We start from the raw sequence: 19,268 nt of genomic DNA, 5'->3' as shown, positions 1-19,268 counted from the left end.
GATTTGTCCTCATTATCACCAAATCGGCGGGAAACTACACTGAATGCCCGAACTCATCTCTGTTCACCCTGCTCAACAAGAAGGATGTCATTCATGGCACAGGTTCAAAGCATCAAGTGTAAGGCCGCCATCGCCTGGGGCCCAGGTCAGCCCCTTTCCATCGAAGAGATCGAGGTCATGCCGCCGCAAGCGGGCGAGGTGCGGGTGCGCATCGTCGCCACCGGCGTCTGCCACACCGATGCCTTCACCCTCTCCGGTGAAGATCCGGAAGGGGTCTTCCCCTGCATTCTCGGCCACGAGGGAGGCGGCATCGTCGAATCGGTCGGCGAAGGGGTCACCAGCGTCAAGGTGGGGGATCACGTGATCCCGCTCTACACCCCCGAGTGCGGCGAGTGCAAGTTCTGCAAATCCGGCAAGACCAACCTGTGCCAGAAGATCCGCGCCACTCAGGGCAAGGGGCTGATGCCGGACGGCACCACCCGCTTCTCGAAAGATGGCCAGCCCATCTATCACTACATGGGCACCTCCACCTTCAGCGAATACACGGTACTGCCGGAGATCTCCATCGCCAAGGTGGACCCGGCCGCCCCGCTGGAAGAGGTCTGTCTGCTCGGTTGTGGCGTCACCACCGGCATCGGCGCCGTGATGAACACCGCCAAGGTGAAAGAGGGTGAGAGCGTCGCCATCTTCGGGCTGGGGGGCATCGGCCTCTCGGCGGTGATCGGTGCCCGTCTGGCCAAGGCCGGTCGCATCATCGCCATCGACATCAACGAGAGCAAGTTCGAGCTGGCCCGCAAGCTGGGCGCCACCGACTGCATCAACCCGAACGATTACGACAAACCGATTCAGGAGGTGATCGTCGAGCTGACCGACGGCGGCGTCGACTTCTCCTTCGAGTGCATCGGCAACGTCAAGGTAATGCGTGCGGCGCTGGAGTGCTGCCACAAGGGGTGGGGCGAGTCGGTCATCATCGGCGTCGCCGGAGCGGGTCAGGAGATCAGCACCCGTCCGTTCCAACTGGTGACCGGTCGGGTCTGGCGCGGCAGCGCCTTCGGCGGGGTACGCGGTCGCAGCGAACTGCCGAGCTATGTGCAGCGCTACATGCAGGGTGATTTCCGCCTCGATGACTTCATCACCCACACCATGGCGCTGGAGCAGATCAACGAGGCGTTCGATCTGATGCACCAAGGCAAAAGCATCCGCACCGTCATCCACTACTGAGCATGATCACCCCGCCCGCCATCGTGGGCGGGGTGCAGGAGTCCTTCGATGAATCTGGAGATTATCAGCAGCAACAAGAGCTTCGGCGGCTGGCACAAGCGCTATCGCCACAGCTCTACCGTGCTCGGCTGCGAGATGAATTTTGCCATCTATCTGCCGCCTCAGGCCCTCACCGGCCAGAAGGTGCCCGTGCTCTACTGGCTCAGCGGTCTCACCTGCACCGATGAAAACTTCATGCAGAAGGCGGGTGCCCAGCGTATCGCCGCCGAGCTTGGCATCGCCCTGGTGGCGCCGGACACCAGCCCCCGCGGCGACGGCGTGGCCGACGATCCCGGTTATGACCTCGGCATGGGCGCGGGCTTTTACGTCAATGCCAGCCAGAGCCCCTGGCAGGCGCACTACCAGATGTATGACTACGTCACCCGCGAACTGCCTGACTTGATAGAGACCCACTTCCCGGTCTCGACCCGCCGCGCCATCAGCGGCCACTCCATGGGCGGTCACGGTGCGCTGATCGCCGCGTTGCGAGAGCCGGGTCGCTACCGCTCAGTCTCGGCATTCAGCCCGATCTGTCACCCGAGCCGCAGCCCCTGGGGCCAGAAGGCGCTCGGTGCCTATCTCGGCAGCAATCCCTTGTTGTGGCAGGAGTGGGATGCCTGCCAGCTGCTGCGCCACCAGCCGGTCACGCCACTGCCCACCCTGGTGGATGTGGGGCTGGATGATCCCTTCCTCGCCGAGCAGTTGCATATCGATGCGCTGGCCGAGGTGGCCGCCAGCAAGGAGTGGCCACTGGAGCTCAACCGCCACGAGGGCTATGACCACAGCTACTACTTCGTGGCGAGCTTTATCGAGGCGCACCTGCGCTTTCACGCCCGCCACCTCTGATCAAAACAGGCCCGTGACGGGCCTGTTTCAGTTGGTGTTGTGGTGATCGGACAAGATCAGCCTTGCTGCTCGTGGTAACGGCATGCCAGCACAGAGCAGAGCATCAGTGGCAGCAGCCTCCGCATAATACCGGCTTGCCCTGGCCAAGGTCGGCCGATTACCCTTGAGGATTGCGATGGAGGAGGTATTCCGTGAACTACGACGTTTCGTTGTTGGAGATAAAGCTGTTTCTGATGACCACCCGGTTTGGCAGTTTTTCAGATGTGGCGCGTCGGCAGGATATGACCCCCTCGTCCGTCTCGCGCAAGATGGCGCAGTTGGAGGAGAAGGTGGGCTCCAAACTGCTGCACCGCCATACCCGCTCCATCTCCCTCACCGAGGAGGGGGTCGCCTTTGCCAAACAGTGCGCCGAGATCCTCCAGCAGTATGAGCGGGTGGTCGGCCAGATCGAGCAGCGGGCGGACACCCCGAGAGGCACCATCCGGATCAGCGCGCCGGTCGCCTTTGGCCGGCTTCACATCGCCCCCTATCTGACCGAGCTGCTGGAGCGCTACCCCCTGCTCAAGGTCGAGTTGCAGCAGACGGATCACTATGTCGATCCGGCGGCCGAGTCGATCGACCTGCTGATCCGCATCGGGATCTCGCCAGACTCCTCCCTGCGAATGAAGCAGTTTGGCCAGCAGCACTACGTGATGGCGGCCAGCCCCGACTACCTCAATCGCCATGGCGAACCGGCCAGTCCGGATGAGCTGGTGCAGCACAACTGTCTGGTCTTCAAGGGTAGCAATGGCCTGCAACGCTGGTTCATCGGCCAGGAGCAGCTGCAACCCTATGAGGTGAGTGGCACCCTCTACAGCAACAATGCCGATACCCTGGTTGCCGGCGCGGTGGCGGGTGCCGGGATTGTAGTGTTCCCCACCTGGCTCATCGGCGAGGAGCTGAAAACCGGGCGGCTCAAGCCGATCATGACCCGGTTCACCGTCTCCACCAGCGTGGAGCAGCAGGTGATCAGCGCACTCTATCTGGAGACCGACCAGCTCGCCGCCAAGGTGAGGGTGGTGATCGATTTTCTGGCGGGAAAATATGGATCTCCCTGCTACTGGGATGCCAGATAGGTTCAGCCAAACAGCCTGCTGGAGAGTTTGTGCAACGCCGGCAGCAAGACAAAGACGGCGCAGGCCACGATCACACTATCGATGAGCAGCACCGCGACTGGTGTGGCGGGGTCGAGCTGCCATCTCGCCAGCAGCGGCGCCATCCAGCGCGGGATCAGCAGCGTCAGCGGAAAGATGATGGCCAGCACGTGCAGGTATTCGCCTAGCTGTTTTTTCATAAAGCCTCTGATGTTGTGGCAGCCAAGCCAGTGGCAAGAGTGGTATCCCCTTCACCACTGGCGAGCCGGCTACAGCGTGGTGATGTCCTGGGTGCAGATAAAGTGGGCATCCGTGGCAAAGGCCTCAAACTGCCGGATCACCTGCTGCATCTGCGAACTCAGGATCTCCTGCAGAAATTGCGTCTCCGACTCGATGTGGATCACTTCGAAGTAGTCCCACGGCGACGCACTCTGTTGCCCCAGCATCTTCAGCCCCTTGAACACCTCGAACGAGGTGACGCTGTTGAGCCGGTTCACGGTGGGCAGATCGACCTCCCGTGCCCACGCCAGATAATCCGCCTCGTTCGCCCCCGGTTTGAGATTGAAAAAGACCATCAGGGTTGTTGCCTGTTCACTCATTCACTTGTTCCTGTTGTCGGTTCGCCAGATAGATGCAGAGCAGCGCCGCGGCGACGGCCATCATGGCGGCAAGGCGCCAGTAGTTGAGGGGGATGGGGGCATTGCCCAGCCAACCCATGGTATCGATCACCAGACTCATCACCATCTGGCCCAGAATGGTGGCCACAGTGGCGATGGCGACCCCTACCCGTGGAATGGCCGCGACCATCACCACCATGTAGACAATGCCGAACAGGGCTCCGGCCAGCTGCCACTTCGGCACGCTGAGCAGGGTCGCCTGATAGGGCGGCTCAAAGAAGAAGATCAGCAGGGCGGTCACCACAGTGCCCATGGTGAAGGTGAGCAGCGAACTCTGCACCACTCCAACCCGCGACCCCAACTGACCATTGATCGCCGCCTGGGCGCTGAGCGCCATGCCGGAGACGATGGCCAACACGATAATCAGCACCATCAGTTTGCTCCCAGATAGGTAAACAGCAGCGCCAGCGCGATGCAGCCAAGTGCCACCAGCCGCAGGGGACGGGTTGCCCGTTTCGGCATGCCAAACCAGCCGAAGTAGTCGATGGCAAAGCTCTTGGTCACCTGCCCCAGCAGGACGCAGATCATCGTCATCGCTACCCCCAGCATGGGGGTCGAGAGAGTGAGCGCCACCACATAGACGGGGCCGAGCAAGCCACCGATCAGCTGCCATTTCGGCACCCCATGCCACCCTGTGGATGTCCCCCGTACCGTGAAGAAACGGATCAGCCAGAGCAGTGCAGCCCCCACGCCGAAGATGCTCAGGGTGGCCCACAGATGGCCCACCTGTTCACCAAGCGGGCCCAGCAGGCCCGCTTCGAAGGAGAGGCCCATGCCGGCCATCACGATGAGCAAAACCGAGAGTGCGTTCATCGTGGATCAAACAGGGCGACGGGTGATTGACGGCTATAGGCCTTGCCCTGCGGATAGGAAACCAGCTCCAGCTGCATGCCCCATGGCGCAAGAAAATAGACCCAGGACTCCCCTGCAGTCGGCCCCTCCGTCATGCAGGTCGGCTCGCCCAGCACGGCGATCCCCTGCTCCTTCAGGTAAGCCACCGCCGCCGCCATGTCATCCACATAGAAGGCGAGATGATGACCACCGATATCGGCGTTGTTGGGAGCCTTGAGGTTGCGCTCGATATTGCTGGCGTACTCGAAGATCTCCAGATTGATTCCTTTGGCATTCATCACCGCAATGCGGGTGATCTCGGCGCGGGCATTCACGTTGAGGTGCTCCGCCATCCAGTTGTCAATCGCCACAAAGGGCCCGAACTCATAGGCCAGCTCGAAATCGAAGTGGTCGCGAAAAAAGGCGATAGCCTCTGCCAGATTGGGCACGGTAAAACCGATATGATCCGGCTTTTTCAGTCCTGGAATGGCCATCAGATATCCCCCCGCTCGTGGCGCAATTTGTTGAGCGCCCCCATGGTGGTCGCCCCCTTGTTGAAGCCGGTATAGACGGATGCAAAGACGATCAGCTCTTCAAGCTCCTGCCAGGTCGCCCCCTGCTTGAGAGCCATATCGACATGAGCTGCGAAGGGGTTGCCTTCACCGCTGACGTTGAGGGCCATCTGGTCGATGGCGATGGTGATGAACGCCTTGGTCTTCTGGTCGAGCTGCGGCATGCCCCAGGCTTCACCGGCCACGCGGACCGTCATGTCGCCCCAGGTCGGGTTAATGGATTTGAGCCCGCTGACCAGAGCCTGATCATCGAGCACGGCATTTGCAAAAGGTAATGATGTAGTCATCAGTGACGCCTCAGTAGTAGATAAGTTCGCCGTAGCGGATGAGGCGCATTATTAGTGAGCGGGATGTATTGAAAAACCGGCGGGCCGGAACATCACTTATGCAGGATCTGCACAAATGGCACGGTGAGTTGCGCCATGTTGGAAAAAGCAAAACAGGCCCGTTGCGGGCCTGTTTCAGTTGTGGTGATCGGTTGATATCAACTGCCCGCTCGGGTCACGCCGCCGGAGCCTGCGATCTGCTGCTCTATCTTGGGATCGCCCCAGTAGGCGATGTTGCCTGAACCGGCGATGCCGACTTTCAGCGTCTCCTGCGCCCGTACCGCCACATCACCGCTGCCGGCGATATTGACCTCTACCTCCTTGCCGCGCATCTCACTCCCGAGCACATCGCCAGCACCGGCAATGTTCAGCTCGATGGCCTGTGCCGAACCGCGGCCCAGCTCCAAACTGCCGGTGCCAGCGATATTTCCTTCCAGCCGTTTCAGCTCCAGCTGACTGGCAACGATGTCACCAGTACCGGCCACCGACAGCACCAGCGAATCCCCCTTGAAGCCGCTCAGATCGCCGTTGCCGGTCCCGGCCAATGCCAGTTCGTTCAACACCGGCAAGGTGATGGTCAGCTCCAGCGACTCGGTAGGATCGAGCCGGTAACCCTCCTTCACTTCGATCTCCAGCTTGTCGCCGCTCTCGGTCAGCTCCAGATAGGGCAGCAGGTTCTCCTGCCCCTTGATCAGGATACCGCGCGGCTCCCCCGCTACCAGATGGAGGGTGGCAGGCACACCCGCCAGCACCCGGGTCACCCCGTCACCGAGCACCTGCTGGCGTTCGACCACAGCCCCCGTTCCGGTCACTCTGGTCTGATCCAGCCAGTGACAGCCACTGAGCCCTGCCATCAACATGACAACCATCATCCATTTCATCGCTACTCTCCTCCTTATGTGTTGGCCATCCCGGGCCAATTGGTTTTCATGCTCTGCAAAGCGTGAGCCAAAAATTAACCTAATGATTCAAAAGGAAATAACCATTTAAACCAGAACAGACAGAAGAATTTAGAGAGCCATTTAGACCATATTTTGGTGAAAATAACCATTCTCGAACGGATATTATCGTGGCTGATTGGCGGGTCGTCCTGCCGGTCACTATGCTGACAGCCCGTGGAAGTTTTTAATTGCCCTGCCGGTCTGTTGAGCCAATAGTGGTACTTCGTGCGTACCAAGCTCTCCATTGCGGTAATGTCATTACCACTGTCTTGTCAGTCTTCACTGCCAACAAGGAGTCAGAGCGTGACCCAAGCAAGCCCTCTCTATTCCACTGCCACCGGTCTGCCGGAACCGACTCGCACCCCGTTGCTGACCGGCAGCGATCCCGAGCAGAAACGGCGCGAACTGCTCACCTACTTCTGCCAGACCTTCGATCTCTACGACTCGCTGTTCGACTGTCTGGCCGATGAGCGGGCCTGGTTCAACAAGGCGATCCCGCTGCGCCACCCGCTCATCTTCTACTACGGCCACACCGCCGCCTTCTTTATCAACAAGCTGCTGGCGGCGCGCCTGATCGATCAGCGGCTGGATGCCCGCATCGAGGCCATGGTCGCAATCGGGGTGGACGAGATGAGCTGGGACGATCTGGACGAGACCCACTACGACTGGCCAAAAGTCACCGAGCTGCGCAGCTATCGGGCCAAAGTCCGTTCGCTGGTGTGCGACTTCATCCGCCAGATGCCGCTCACCCTGCCCATCGACTGGCAAAGCCCGGCCTGGGTGATCCTGATGGGGATAGAGCACGAGCGCATCCACCTCGAGACCTCCAGCGTGCTCATCCGCCAGTTGCCACTCGCCTGGGTGCGACCGCAGCCTTATTGGCCCACCTGTACCGAAGCCCGCCACCGAATTGATCAGGTGCCCGCCAACAGCCTGCTGCCGGTGGCCGGCGGCAAGGTGCGCCTGGGCAAGCAGGATGCCACCTACGGCTGGGACAACGAATATGGCGAGCGCAACATCAAGCTGGCCCCGTTTCAGGCCAGCCGCATGCTGGTGAGCAATGCCGAGTACCTCGTCTTCGTCCAAGCGGGCGGCTACGACCAGCAACAGTGGTGGGATAAGGAGGGGTGGGGCTGGTGCCAGTATGCCAAGGCGCAGATGCCCACCTTCTGGGTGGGTGATCCCACCAAGCCCGAACAACTGCAGCTGCGGCTGATGACCGAGCAGGTCGCCATGCCATGGGACTGGCCAGTCGAGGTCAACCAGCTGGAAGCGGCTGCCTTCTGTCGCTGGAAGGCGGCCCGGACCGGACTCCCCATCCAGCTGCCGAGCGAGGCGGAGTGGATGCTGCTGCGCGAGCAGCTACCCGGCGATCAGCCGGACTGGACACAGGCCCCCGGCAATATCAATCTGGCCCGTTTTGCCTCCTCCTGCCCGGTGGATGCCTGCCCGCAAGGGGAGTTCTTCGATCTGGTGGGCAATGTCTGGCAGTGGACCAGCACCGCCATCGATGGCTTCGACGGCTTTAAAATCCACCCGCTCTACGACGACTTCTCGACCCCCACCTTTGATGGCAAGCACACCCTGATCAAGGGTGGCAGCTGGATCAGCACAGGTAACGAAGCGCTCAAATCATCCCGTTACGCCTTCCGGCGTCACTTCTTCCAGCATGCGGGTTTCCGCTATCTGGTCTCCCGTTATCAGGAACCCGTTATCGTGAATCCCTATGAAACCGACACGCTGGTCGCTCAGTATCTCGACTTCCAGTACGGCCCGAGCCACTTCGGGGTAGCCAACTACGCCAAGACGCTTGCTGATCTTGCTGGCGAGCTGTGCAGCAACCACCAGCGGGCACTGGATATCGGCTGTGCCACCGGCCGCGCCAGCTTCGAACTGGCTCGCCACTTCCAGCATGTGGACGGGGTCGACTACTCGGCCCGCTTCATCGATGTGGCGCTGGCCCTCGCCAGCCAGGACAGCTTCCGCTATGCCATTCCGCTGGAGGGTGAACTGGTGGAGTATTGCGAGGCGCGCCTGTCGAGCCACGGGCTGGGGGCGAGTCAGGCTGAGCGCATCCACTTCAGTCAGGGGGATGCCTGCAACCTCAAGCCCAAATATGACCACTACGATCTGGTGCTCGCCTCCAACCTGATCGACCGGCTGCGGGAGCCCGCCCGCTTCCTGCGGGATATCGCCCCCCGGCTGCGCAGCGGTGGCCTGCTGGTGCTTACCAGCCCTTATACCTGGCTGGCGGAATATACCCCGCCCGCCAACTGGCTCGGCGGCATTCGCGAAAACGGCGAGGCGCTCACCACCTATCAGGCGCTGCAACGGCTGCTGGCGGCGGAGTTCGAGGAGCACTGCCCGCCCCGGGATGTGCCCTTCGTCATCCGCGAGACAGCCCGCAAATATCAGCACACGATGGCGCAGCTGACCGTCTGGCGCAAACGCTAGCACGCCGGTCGACATGCAGATGAGAAGGGGGAGGCCAACGGGCCTCCCTCTTGTTATGGCAGTCAAAACGGCGCGAGTATCACTCTCCCTGCTCGTGATAGCGGCGCGCCAGTACGGCGCAGACCATCAGCTGAATCTGGTGGAAGATCATCAGCGGCAACACCATCACCCCGACGCTGGCGGCGGGGAACATGACGTTGGCCATCGGCACCCCGTTGGCGAGACTCTTCTTGGAGCCGCAGAAGACGATGGTGATCTCGTCCGCCTTGTCGAAACCGAGACGACGGCTGATCCAGACGTTCCAGCAGAGCACCAGCGCCAGCAAGACGCAGCTCAGCACCACGATACTGGCCAGATCGTACCAACCTACTTGATGCCAAATCCCCTGCACCACCGCCTCGCTGAAGGCGACATAGACCACCAGCAGGATGGAGCTCTGATCCAGCTTGCCGATGAGCGGACGATGGCTGTCGACCCAGCGACCGATGAGTGGACGCGACAGGTGGCCCACCACGAACGGCAGCATCAGCTGCATCATGATGGACTGGATGGAGTGCCAGGTGTCGATCCCCTCCCCTTGCACGTGGATCATCATCCCCACCAGCACCGGCGAGAGGAAGATGCCGAGGATGCTGGAGGCCGAAGCGCTACACACCGCCGCCGACACATTGCCCCCCGCCATCGAGGTGAAGGCGATGGCCGACTGCACTGTGGCAGGCAGGGCGCAGAGATAGAGGAAGCCGAGGTAGATGGCCGGGCTCAACCAGCTCGGCACCAGCGGGGTGAGCAGCAGCCCGAGCAACGGAAACAGCACGAAGGTGCTGAGCATCACCACCAGATGAAGCCGCCAGTGACCGAGGCCCGCCAGCAGGTTCTGGCGCGACAACTTGGCGCCATGCATGAAGAACAGGAGCGCCACCGCCAGCTTGGTCAGCAGACCGAACCAGACGGCTACCTGCCCCTCGCAGGGAAAGAGGGAGGCCAGGGTGACCACCGCAATCAGCACAACAGTAAAGGGATCCAGGCGCACGAAAGGTCTCCATCAGAAGGGCATCCTGCAGCCATGGCGACAGTCAGGATTGGGGAGGACAAGAAACAGAGCGGGAGATGTCTGGCACCTCCCGCTAAAGCGAACCTCCAGCTTACCCCGATAACGGAGAGGCGCAACGTTGTGCAGCGGTTAATTGTTCATCAATGCTTAACGCCTTTGCTTTGTCGAATAGCGGAAGTTGCTGACCCGCGGCCAGATAGCGCCAAACCGGGGCTAAATGGATAAAAAAAACGGGCGACCCAGGCCGCCCGTCACGCTTTTTCATCCAGCCGATCAGCGCTGGCTGGCCAGCTTGCCGTTGCCGATTTTCTTGTCATTGCCGGCGAGCTTGCGGGCCTGCCGCTTCTCGAAGCGGGAGATCCACCAGTAGGCCAGTGCCGAGAAGACCGCGGTCATAAAGACGTTGATGAAGAAGGCGCGCACCAGATCCACCCCGGCCGGGAATGCGGAGGCGCTCATGCTCACCACGAAGATGGCGATCAGCACCGACACCACACCCATCCCGAACTTGCGCGACCCCATGCGGAAGTCACGGGGGGTGTCTTCATGTTTCCAGCGGAACACGAAGTAGGCCAGCATGATGAAGATCGGCGGCAACATGGCGGTACCGGCGGTGAGGTTGATGGCGGTGTTCATCATCTGCTGCACCGACTCGGAGCCGAAGCCGTTGACCACCAGCATCGCGAACACGAAGACAAACTGCCACCAGGCGGCGCGCACCGGCACGCCGTGCTCATTGAGCTGGGTGGTCTTCTCGCCGTAAACCCCCTGCGGGATCTCGGAGAAGTGGATCTTCACCGGCGCCGAGGTCCACATCATCATGGAGCCGAACATGGCGATGAACAGCACCACACCGACGAAGCGGCCCACCAGCGCCTCGGAGAGACCGAAGTATTGCGCCATGCCGGTGAAGATCTCCACCATGCCGCCGGCATAGGTGAGGCTCTCGCGCGGCACGAACACGTTCACCAGCAGGGAACCGACCGCATACATGGCACCGATGACGATACCGGCGCTGATGATCACCTTGATGAAGGACTTCTGGCCGCCCTTCACATCATTGAGGTAGGCCGCCGCCGTCTCGGCACCGCCCGCCGCCTGGAAGATCCAGCACATGATGCCGAGCGTCGCCCAGTTGACGGTGGGAGTCATCGCCTCCAGCGTGATGGGCTGGGCCGGCACATGATCGCCACTCAGGGCCATGAGGGCGCCCAGCACATAGATGGCGAACAGGGCAAATACCCCGTAGGCCACGATCTCCGCAATCTTGCCGAGCCAGCTCGCACCCTTGGTGGAGATGTGGGTCGCAGCCGCAAACAGCACGATGGAGATGATCGAGGTGACCATGGGGGAGAAACTGTACTCATAGCCCAGCATGGCGTAGGAGGCGTAGGCGATGACGTTGGGCAGCAATGAGACGAACCAGAACAGGTTCACGAACCAGTAGAGAAACGAGCCCAGATAGGCCATCCGGGTGCCGAGCGGTTTTTTAAGCCAGTCGTACATCCCCGACTCGGAGTTTTTGTTGGCCGAGACGAACTCGGCGATGATGAAGACGAACGGGATGAAGTAGACGATGGTCGCCAGCAGGAAGATGGGGGCGGAGCTGAGCCCCAGCTCGATGTTGTTGTTGACGATGTTGCGCACGTTGAACACGGCGGCAAAGGTCATCGACAACAGGGCAAACTTGCCTATGGTGCCGCGTACGGATTCAGACATGGTGTCCTCCAGTGGACTCGCGCTCCCTGCGGGTAACGCTGTGACTCTGTGATGTGTTCGGCAAGGGTCTGTCGGCCCCGCGCTTTACTCTCTTGTTATGATCGGGCCGCGTGGACGGCCTCGTTGGTGAACCGGTGCAGTCTCCCGCACCGGCTCGCAATACCAGTCAGACGATCGGGGTGCCCGGCGCCATCGGCACCCGGGGCTGCAACAGCACGCTCTGGCTCTCGTCCGGGGTCTCGGCGCAGAGCAACATGCACTCGGAACGCTCACCGCGCATCCTGGTGGGCTTGAGGTTGGTCAGTACCACCACCTCGCTACCCATCAGCTCCTCTTCGCTGTAATAGGGCACCAGACTGGTGACGGTCTGCAGCGGCCGCTCGCCCCCCACGTCGATCTGGACGATGTAGAGTTTGTCTGCCCCGGGGTGGCGCACCACCTCCAGCACCTTGCCTACCTTCATCTCGACCCGTTTGAATTCGGCAAACTCGATCGTCTCGCTCATGCTCTTTTCCTTTTCTGGTTCAACGGTTTGCGGGTGGCCAACGGCCACCCGGTTTGATTGGGATTAAAAACCGTGCCTATGGCGTCTGCATGGCAACCTGCGCTGCCGGCTGGGCCTCTTTGGCACGCGCTTCGGCGCTGAGGGAGGCCTCGTATCTGTTGTATTTCCACCAGGCGAAGCCGAGGAAAATCACGATCCCGCCGACGTTGTAGAAGATGATGGTCATGATGTCGGCACCGGTCGGGAAGGTGGAGGCGAGGAAGCCCACCGAGAAGATGGCGATCAGCACCGACACCACGGCGATGCCGGTGGTGCGCGACCCCATCTTGAACTCCCGTGGCAGGTGGTCGAGCTTCAGGCGCAGATTGAGGTAGGCCAGCATGATGAACAGCGGCGGCAACATGGAGGCGGCGGCGGTCATGTTGATGACGGTGTTCATCAGATCCTGCGCTGTGTTGGAGCCCAGGGTCGGGATCACCATCAGCGGCAGCACGATGAGGTACTGGATCCAGGCTGCACGGGCAGGCACGCCGTTCTCGTTCAGCTCAACCGTCTTCTTGCCGAAGATGCCGGCCGGGATCTCGGAGAAGAAGATCTTCACCGGGGTCGCTGTCCACATCAGCAGGGAGCCGAACATGGCGGTGAAGGAGACCAGCCCGACGAAGCGGTTCATCAGGATCTCCGGCAGGCCGAAGTAGGCCGCCAGCCCCTCGAACACCTGCACCGAGCCGCCGGTATATTTCAGGGTGCCGCTCGGTACGAACACGTTGATCAACAGCGAGGCGATGGAGTAGAGCACCCCGATGAAGATCCCGGCGATGATGATCACCTTCACGAATGACTTGGAACCCCCTTTCACGTCATTGACGTAGACCGCCACCGACTCGGCGCCACCGGCTGCCATAAAGATCCAGGTGGTGATGCCCAGAAACGCCCAGCTGAAATCGGGAACCATGGCCTCTACCGTGATGGGGTCGGCCGGCTGTACGCCGCCCACCAGTGCCGCACCTGCCAGCAGGATGTAGGAGAGGGTTAGCAGCAGCATCAGGGACGAGGTCACCGAGGTGATGGGGCCGAGCATCTTGGCGCCGTTGGTGGAGACGTAGGTGGCAAAGGCAAACAGCACCATGCTCAATGCCGTGGTCGCCACCGGGGTGAGAATGTACTCGTAGCCGAGGAAGGCATAGGAGGCGTAGGCGATAACCCGCGGCAGCAGCGAGGTGAAGAAGAAAAGGTTCACGAACCAGTAGGTGTAGGCGGAGATAAAGGCCCAGCGACCGCCGAGGGAGCTCTTCACCCAGGCATAGACGCCCGCTTCGGAGTTCTTATTCAGTGACACAAATTCCGCAATGATGAGGCAAAACGGAATGAAGTAGAAAATGGTGGCCAGAAAGAACATCGGAGCCGAGGCCAGACCGATCTCGATGTTGTTGTTGATGACGTTGTTGAAACTGAATACCGCCGCGAAGGTGAGCGACAGCAGACCAAACTTGCCTATCGTATTGCGTTTGGAATCAGACATGGTGCATCTCCAGACCTGTAGTTATCTAGCGAAAGGACGGGGCATGATTTGTAGGGTGAGCCCCGCCCTTCCGGCTTTGTCAGTGCAGAACCGGCGGCTTGTTATTTGTTCTTGAAGTAGCCACCTTCGACGGTGACCTTGATGATCACCTTGCGCACCGGGCTATCGCCTGTGAACCGGTACGCCTCGTCGTTCTCGAAGATCACCACCTGACCGTTGCCGACTTTCTGACGCTCACGCACCTCGCCTGCCAGCCACTCTCGGTCGGTGGTGTCGTCATAAGCCTGCTCGACCGCCAGCTCCGATTTGGGGGCCCACTCCACCGTCTCTGCCCCTTCCAGGTAGTAGTGAACGTCGAAGTAACGGCGCTGCCCCTCGAACAGGGAGGTAGCCGGGCTGACCCCCTCCTGCAAGCGATAGGTGAGGGAGTCACCGATGGAGTGGCAGATGCCGGGCTTGAGGTTCGGCAGGTTGTCGATGGCCTCCACGCAGCGGCCCCACTTCTTGCCCTCCCGGTAGATGTTTTTGAACAGGGTCAGGTTGTCCAGGGTGATCATGCGAGGTTCCTCCCGCAGTTGATGGTGAGATCTAGCCCGGCCAGCACAGCCGGATTGAGGTTGCTACGGGCGATGGGCAGCAGGGTCAGGCCGAAGCTGAACGGCTCGAAGCGCACCCGCCAGGAGTCCAGCACCTCGGAGCCCCAGGAGTTGGAACCCAGCCCCAGCACCTTGTGATCCAGATTGAGGGTGAGATAACCGCTCGGTTCCAGCTCGTTGATGTGCTGCGCCGCGTGGATATGCTCCCAGCTGTAGGGCCAGACGCTCAGGTTGATGGGGGCATCGGGTCGCACGTAGAGACCGGCGCCGTGGCGGTTGGTCAGGGTCGCCCAGCGCACCTGCTGGCGGTTGCCGTTGTCCTGCGGGAAGGGGTAGTGCTCCCACATCTCGCTCACCGTGCTCTGGAAGCTGTCGATCCAGTTGCTCTGGCGGCTGTCCTGATAGTTCTCGCCCGGACCCATGCCGTAGTAGTGCACCCGGTCAAGATCCTGACGAATACCCAGCTCGAAGCCGATCTTGGGGATGATGTCGTCATAACCGCCGTAGGGCTGACCGGACAGTGCCACGTGCAGCTGACCGTTCGGGCTCAGGGTGTAGACGTAGCGGCAGCGCATGCCAAAGTCGAACACCGGCGGCGCGATCAGGCTCTCCACCGTCACCTCGACCGCCTCACCCAGCTGACGCCAGCTTAAGGTGCGGAAGTGCTCCTGCATGATCTGCAGGTGGTTCGGGTGCCACAGGCTCTCGTACTCCTGCTTGTGGTTGTCGATCATCGGCTTGAAGAAGGTGAGACGCGGCGAGCGCTCAATCAGCTCGATACCATCCTGCTGCCAGCTCACCAGCTTGCCGTCGAGGCGCGAGAAGCGCAGGGCGAAGCCGCTGCCGCTCAAGGTCAGATCAAGCCGTTCGTCGGCAATCTGCAACGGGGTGGCGTTGGGATTGGCAAAGGGCTGCAGCTGGCGAGTCGACTCTTTCAGCTGGAACTGGTACTGGCCCAGCTGGTGCTCCGCCGCGCTATAGCGGGTGGCACTGGCCTTGATGACCCGCAGCTGGACGAAGGTTTCCCTACCATCGAGGGATGGCAGTTCGAGTTGCAGCTCTGTGGTGGCACCGGGGGCAACCCCTTCCAGCCGGATTTGCTGGCTGGCCAGCAGTTCGCCCTCGGCCTTCACTTCGACCAGTAGACGGATATCGTCGAGAGTGGAGAACCAGTAGCGGTTTTCCACCGCCAGCTTGCCGCTGGCCAGATCCAGAGCGCGCACCTTGACCGGGCAGATCACCTGCTTGTATTCGCGCAGGCCAGGCCCCGGGGTCTGATCCGGATAGATGAGGCCATCCATGCAGAAGTTGTAGTTGTTGGGGTAGTCGCCGTAGTCGCCGCCGTACTTGTAGACGGCACGCCCCTGCTCGTCCTGATCCAGAATGCCGTGATCGCACCACTCCCAGATGTAGTGGCCCTGAATGTGGGGATGGCGGTCGAACACCTGCTGATATTCGCTGAGGCCACCCGGGCCGTTACCCATGGCGTGGGCGTATTCGCAGAGGATGCGCGGCTTCTCCATCGGGAACTCGCCGAAGCAGTTCATCTGGGAGACGCGCGAATACATGGTGCTCACCACATCCACCACCTCGGCATCGCGATCCTCTTCGTAGTGCACCAGCCGGGTCGGGTCGATCGCCTTGCAGCGCTGGTACATGGCTCTGATGTTGCAGCCGTAGCCGGACTCGTTGCCAAGCGACCAGATGATGATGGAGGGGTGGTTCTTCTGGGCGTGCACGTGGCGCTCGATGCGATCCACGAACACCGGCTCCCAGAAGGGGTCGTCGGTGATGCGGCTGAGATCGCCGACGTTGGCAAAACCGTGGGTCTCCACGTCGGTCTCCGCCATCACGAACAGACCGTACTGGTCGCACAGCTCGTAGAAACGCGGGTCGTTCGGGTAGTGGGCGGTGCGCACCGAGTTGAGGTTGTGCTGCTTCATCAGCACGATATCGCGTTCAACACGATCCATTCCGACCGCACGGCTCTTGAGATGGTCGTTGTCGTGGCGGTTCACCCCGTGCAGCTTGAGGTAGTGGCCGTTGACGTAGAAGAGGCCATCTTTGACCTTGATTTCACGCACCCCGACCCGCTGCGGGATCACTTCCAGCAGCTCGCCCTGACCGTTGTAGAGGGAGAGTTGCAGCTGATAGAGGTAAGGGTCTTCGGCGCTCCACAGATGGGGGTTGGCCAGATCCAGCGTGAAGTGGCAATCACACTTGCCGTCGATGGCGAGATGGTCGAGGGAGCCGCTGGCGATCTCGCTGCCCTGATCCAGCAGGGACCAGACCAGACGGTGATCACGGGCGGCCGCCCCCAGGTTCTCGAGCTGGATATCGCAGCTCAGGGTAGCGCTCTGATTGTCATCGGCCAGCGCGGTGCGGATGAAGAAGTCCTGCACATGGGCGGCCGGTTTGCCCACCAGATAGACGTCGCGGAAGATCCCCGCCATCCACCACATGTCCTGATCTTCGATATAGGTGGAGTCGGCCCACTGCATCACCCGCACCGACAGCAGGTTCTCGCCAACCTTGGCGTAGGCACTGATATCGAACTCGGCGGTGAGACGGCTGCCCTTACTGAAGCCGACGTAGTGGCCGTTCACATAGACCTCGAAGTAGGTCTCCACCCCGTCAAACTTGATGATCACCTGCTCGCCGTCCCAGGCCGGGCTCAGCATAAAGCTGCGCTGATAGGCGCCGGTGGGGTTGTTGGTCGGCACGAAGGGGACGTCGATGGGGAAGGGAAAACCTTCGTCGGTGTACTGCAGATTGCCATGCCCTTCCATCTGCCACATGTTGGGCACGGTGATCTGGCCCCACTCGCTCATGGTGCTGTGATAGAAGGCCTCCGGCACCTGCAGGGGGTGGTCGAAGTAGTGGAACTGCCACTGGCCGCCAAGGCTCAGAAAACGGCGGCTCAGCTCGCGCTGCATGGTAGTCGCCAGCGTGTGGTCGGCATAAGAGAAGAAGTAGGCGCGCGGGGCCAGCCTGTTTTCACCAACGAATTGGACGTTTTCCCAGTTATTCACATGTCCTCCCGGAACAAGGCAACGTTAACTGGGTAAACTCTAGATAAACATTTACTAAATATCAGCTTTGAATTGGTAAAGTTTTAACCTGATCACAATGAACAGATGGTTTTGTGAGCGAGATCAGAAGCGGGAGATAAAGGAGGGCAAGATATGGATGAGTGGCATAGATGTTGATAGCCGTTGGCTGAGCTGCAATAAAATCAACTATAAAACAATATGATATGAAGTTGCTGGATGATATGGGAAAGAGGTTTGCTAGGGAGAGGAGTCGCACCACCGCAAGATGGCGCGACTAAAAAGCAGAATGTTTTACTAAAATCAGCGAGTGGTGCCACGCAGGGTCAACTTGCTCGGTACCAGCACCCGAAGGGGAATATCCCGCTCGTCTCGCAGCCGCTCAACCAGCAGATTGACCCCCTGGGAGCCCATCAACTCGGAGTGGATCCGCACCGTAGAGAGCGGCGGGAAGGTGAACTTGGCGGTCGGAATATCGTTGACGCTGATAAGCTCGATCTGCTGGGGAATCGCCAATCCCTTCTCATGAATGGCACGCAGCACACCAATGGCGATGGAATCGGAGGCAACGAACAGCGCCTTGGGCCAGTCACCCGCCAGCATCTCCTTCGCCAACTGGTAGCCGGAGGCACTGGAGAAATCCCCACGATAGAGGTCGCTCTCCTGCACCACCCCCAACCGCTGGCCATAATCCCGGAAGGCCAGTTCGCGCAGATCCGGATTCTCATCCTGGCCACCGATATAACCGATGCGCTGGTGCCCCTGCGCAATAAAGTAGTCGACGACCTGCTGGCTGATCAGAGCGAGATCCACATCGACCGAGTCAAACTTTCCCTGTGAACGGCAGTCAACAAACACCAGCTGGCTGGAACAAGCCCTTAGCTGGACGAGACGCTCGGCTGTGAGGGTGCCGACCACCAGAATGCCATCCACGGAGCTCAGTTCGCGCCCTTCACCGCAGTTGTAGAGATGAGTCAGTTCGATATTGAGGCGGGCACTCTGGGTCTCGATGCCATAGCGGATAGCGAGATAGTAAGGGTCGTTGACCTCGGTACTCTGGGGATAGGCATAGACCACCAGAAAGTGCAGCTTGCTCTTGTGTACCCCCTTGCGGGCGCTGCTGGTCTTGTACTCCAGCCGTTCGGCAATCTCGAAGATCCGCTGCTTGGTCTCTTCCTTGACGCTCAGGCTGGGATCCTCGTTCAGTACCCGGGATACCGTGGCGAGAGAAACCCCCGCTTCCTGTGCAATTTCCTTCAACGTAGCCATCAATACCTCGCTGGCAGCATCACGTGTTAATCGGCAACGGCTAAAGAGTAACGGGCAATCCCTTGATAGCCCAGCACTTTTACTAAAATGCCGGCGGCATGACAGATTTTTGGAACGCAGAAATGCAAAAAGGCCTCCCGAATGGGAGGCCTCTTCTAAATAAGTGCCTGACAGTGTCCTACTCTCGCATGGCGAATGCCACACTACCATCGGCGCTACCGCGTTTCACTTCTGAGTTCGGCATGGGATCAGGTGGTTCCACGGCGCTATTGCCGTCAGGCAAAAGCTTTTAAAGCTAACTTGAAAATGGTGCTGATACCCAGAATCGAACTGGGGACCTCATCCTTACCAAGGATGCGCTCTACCGACTGAGCCATATCAGCACACTAACCGGTAAAGACCACGCTGGGCGTAATCTTGAAATTGGGTGCCTGGCAGTGTCCTACTCTCGCATGGCGAATGCCACACTACCATCGGCGCTACCGCGTTTCACTTCTGAGTTCGGCATGGGATCAG

Annotated in this window: 18 protein-coding genes, 1 tRNA gene and 1 rRNA gene; 4 read left to right on the top strand and 16 right to left on the bottom strand. The window is 60.4% G+C overall.

Annotated elements, in window-relative coordinates; translation table 11 throughout:
* The first annotated feature begins 93 nt into the window (after positions 1-93).
* From AB5Y76_RS06775 to AB5Y76_RS06765, 3 genes are all read left to right on the top strand, one after another.
* Complete coding sequence (locus AB5Y76_RS06775) at positions 94-1,221, top strand: S-(hydroxymethyl)glutathione dehydrogenase/class III alcohol dehydrogenase (RefSeq protein ID WP_259584401.1); 1,128 nt, start codon at positions 94-96, stop codon at positions 1,219-1,221.
* A 48-nt stretch (positions 1,222-1,269) separates the two neighbouring features.
* Positions 1,270-2,106: an S-formylglutathione hydrolase gene (gene fghA / locus AB5Y76_RS06770; RefSeq protein ID WP_263717867.1), complete on the top strand. Its 837-nt coding sequence runs from the start codon at positions 1,270-1,272 to the stop codon at positions 2,104-2,106.
* Positions 2,107-2,297: 191 nt separating this feature from the next.
* A complete protein-coding gene (locus AB5Y76_RS06765; protein ID WP_263717868.1) occupies positions 2,298-3,221 on the top strand; it encodes a LysR family transcriptional regulator in 924 nt (307 codons plus the stop codon).
* 2 nt (positions 3,222-3,223) lie between these two features.
* Here the strand turns inward: AB5Y76_RS06765 and AB5Y76_RS06760 are convergent, their stop codons facing one another.
* The 7 genes from AB5Y76_RS06760 to AB5Y76_RS06730 all read right to left on the bottom strand — a co-directional run bounded on the left by AB5Y76_RS06760 (position 3,224) and on the right by AB5Y76_RS06730 (position 6,526).
* A complete protein-coding gene (locus AB5Y76_RS06760; protein WP_263717869.1) occupies positions 3,224-3,439 on the bottom strand; it encodes a hypothetical protein in 216 nt (71 codons plus the stop codon).
* Between the two features lie 69 nt (positions 3,440-3,508).
* Positions 3,509-3,838: a hypothetical protein gene (locus AB5Y76_RS06755; RefSeq protein ID WP_263717870.1), complete on the bottom strand. Its 330-nt coding sequence runs from the start codon at positions 3,836-3,838 to the stop codon at positions 3,509-3,511.
* A complete protein-coding gene (locus AB5Y76_RS06750; RefSeq protein ID WP_033114721.1) occupies positions 3,831-4,289 on the bottom strand; it encodes a DMT family transporter in 459 nt (152 codons plus the stop codon). The genes AB5Y76_RS06755 and AB5Y76_RS06750 overlap by 8 nt, the downstream gene beginning before the upstream one ends.
* Entirely contained in the window at positions 4,289-4,729 is a 441-nt protein-coding gene (locus AB5Y76_RS06745) for a DMT family transporter (RefSeq protein ID WP_103250671.1), read from the bottom strand. The genes AB5Y76_RS06750 and AB5Y76_RS06745 overlap by 1 nt, the downstream gene beginning before the upstream one ends.
* On the bottom strand, positions 4,726-5,241 hold the full coding sequence (locus tag AB5Y76_RS06740; RefSeq protein WP_263717871.1) for a VOC family protein: 516 nt from the start codon (positions 5,239-5,241) through the stop codon (positions 4,726-4,728). Before AB5Y76_RS06740 ends, AB5Y76_RS06745 begins: the two co-directional genes overlap by 4 nt.
* A complete protein-coding gene (locus tag AB5Y76_RS06735; RefSeq protein WP_042010292.1) occupies positions 5,241-5,606 on the bottom strand; it encodes a carboxymuconolactone decarboxylase family protein in 366 nt (121 codons plus the stop codon). Before AB5Y76_RS06735 ends, AB5Y76_RS06740 begins: the two co-directional genes overlap by 1 nt.
* A 197-nt stretch (positions 5,607-5,803) precedes the next feature.
* Positions 5,804-6,526 (bottom strand): head GIN domain-containing protein, encoded by a 723-nt coding sequence (locus AB5Y76_RS06730; protein ID WP_263717872.1) that lies wholly within the window; start codon positions 6,524-6,526, stop codon positions 5,804-5,806.
* 363 nt (positions 6,527-6,889) lie between these two features.
* On the opposite strand from AB5Y76_RS06730, the gene ovoA reads away from it, so the two are divergent.
* Positions 6,890-9,040 (top strand): 5-histidylcysteine sulfoxide synthase, encoded by a 2,151-nt coding sequence (ovoA, locus tag AB5Y76_RS06725; protein ID WP_263717873.1) that lies wholly within the window; start codon positions 6,890-6,892, stop codon positions 9,038-9,040.
* A 79-nt stretch (positions 9,041-9,119) separates the two neighbouring features.
* On the opposite strand, the gene AB5Y76_RS06720 is transcribed toward ovoA, so the two are convergent.
* The 9 genes from AB5Y76_RS06720 to AB5Y76_RS06680 all read right to left on the bottom strand — a co-directional run bounded on the left by AB5Y76_RS06720 (position 9,120) and on the right by AB5Y76_RS06680 (position 19,135).
* Complete coding sequence (locus tag AB5Y76_RS06720) at positions 9,120-10,070, bottom strand: bile acid:sodium symporter family protein (RefSeq protein WP_263717874.1); 951 nt, start codon at positions 10,068-10,070, stop codon at positions 9,120-9,122.
* Between the two features lie 294 nt (positions 10,071-10,364).
* Positions 10,365-11,810: an amino acid permease gene (locus AB5Y76_RS06715; RefSeq protein ID WP_263717875.1), complete on the bottom strand. Its 1,446-nt coding sequence runs from the start codon at positions 11,808-11,810 to the stop codon at positions 10,365-10,367.
* A 166-nt stretch (positions 11,811-11,976) separates the two neighbouring features.
* Positions 11,977-12,315 (bottom strand): tRNA-binding protein, encoded by a 339-nt coding sequence (locus tag AB5Y76_RS06710; RefSeq protein ID WP_026080427.1) that lies wholly within the window; start codon positions 12,313-12,315, stop codon positions 11,977-11,979.
* Between the two features lie 76 nt (positions 12,316-12,391).
* Positions 12,392-13,837 carry an amino acid permease gene (locus AB5Y76_RS06705; RefSeq protein WP_102989700.1) on the bottom strand — a complete coding sequence of 482 codons (1,446 nt, stop codon included), beginning with the start codon at positions 13,835-13,837 and terminating at the stop codon, positions 12,392-12,394.
* Positions 13,838-13,938: 101 nt separating this feature from the next.
* Positions 13,939-14,394 (bottom strand): beta-galactosidase subunit beta, encoded by a 456-nt coding sequence (locus AB5Y76_RS06700; RefSeq protein WP_263717876.1) that lies wholly within the window; start codon positions 14,392-14,394, stop codon positions 13,939-13,941.
* On the bottom strand, positions 14,391-17,465 hold the full coding sequence (gene ebgA / locus AB5Y76_RS06695; RefSeq protein ID WP_263717877.1) for a beta-galactosidase subunit alpha: 3,075 nt from the start codon (positions 17,463-17,465) through the stop codon (positions 14,391-14,393). The genes AB5Y76_RS06700 and ebgA overlap by 4 nt, the downstream gene beginning before the upstream one ends.
* A gap of 321 nt (positions 17,466-17,786) precedes the next feature.
* Positions 17,787-18,752 carry a transcriptional regulator EbgR gene (gene ebgR, locus AB5Y76_RS06690; RefSeq protein ID WP_263717878.1) on the bottom strand — a complete coding sequence of 322 codons (966 nt, stop codon included), beginning with the start codon at positions 18,750-18,752 and terminating at the stop codon, positions 17,787-17,789.
* A 165-nt stretch (positions 18,753-18,917) separates the two neighbouring features.
* Positions 18,918-19,032 (bottom strand): 5S ribosomal RNA (gene rrf / locus AB5Y76_RS06685).
* A gap of 27 nt (positions 19,033-19,059) precedes the next feature.
* A tRNA-Thr gene (locus tag AB5Y76_RS06680) sits at positions 19,060-19,135 on the bottom strand.
* Positions 19,136-19,268: the final 133 nt, after the last annotated feature.

It is taken from the genome of Aeromonas sp. R1-2, from assembly GCF_040908505.1.
GTDB lineage: Bacteria > Pseudomonadota > Gammaproteobacteria > Enterobacterales > Aeromonadaceae > Aeromonas > Aeromonas veronii.
Note: the sequence above shows the minus strand (reverse complement) of the source record. Positions and strands in the feature narration are given on the sequence as shown.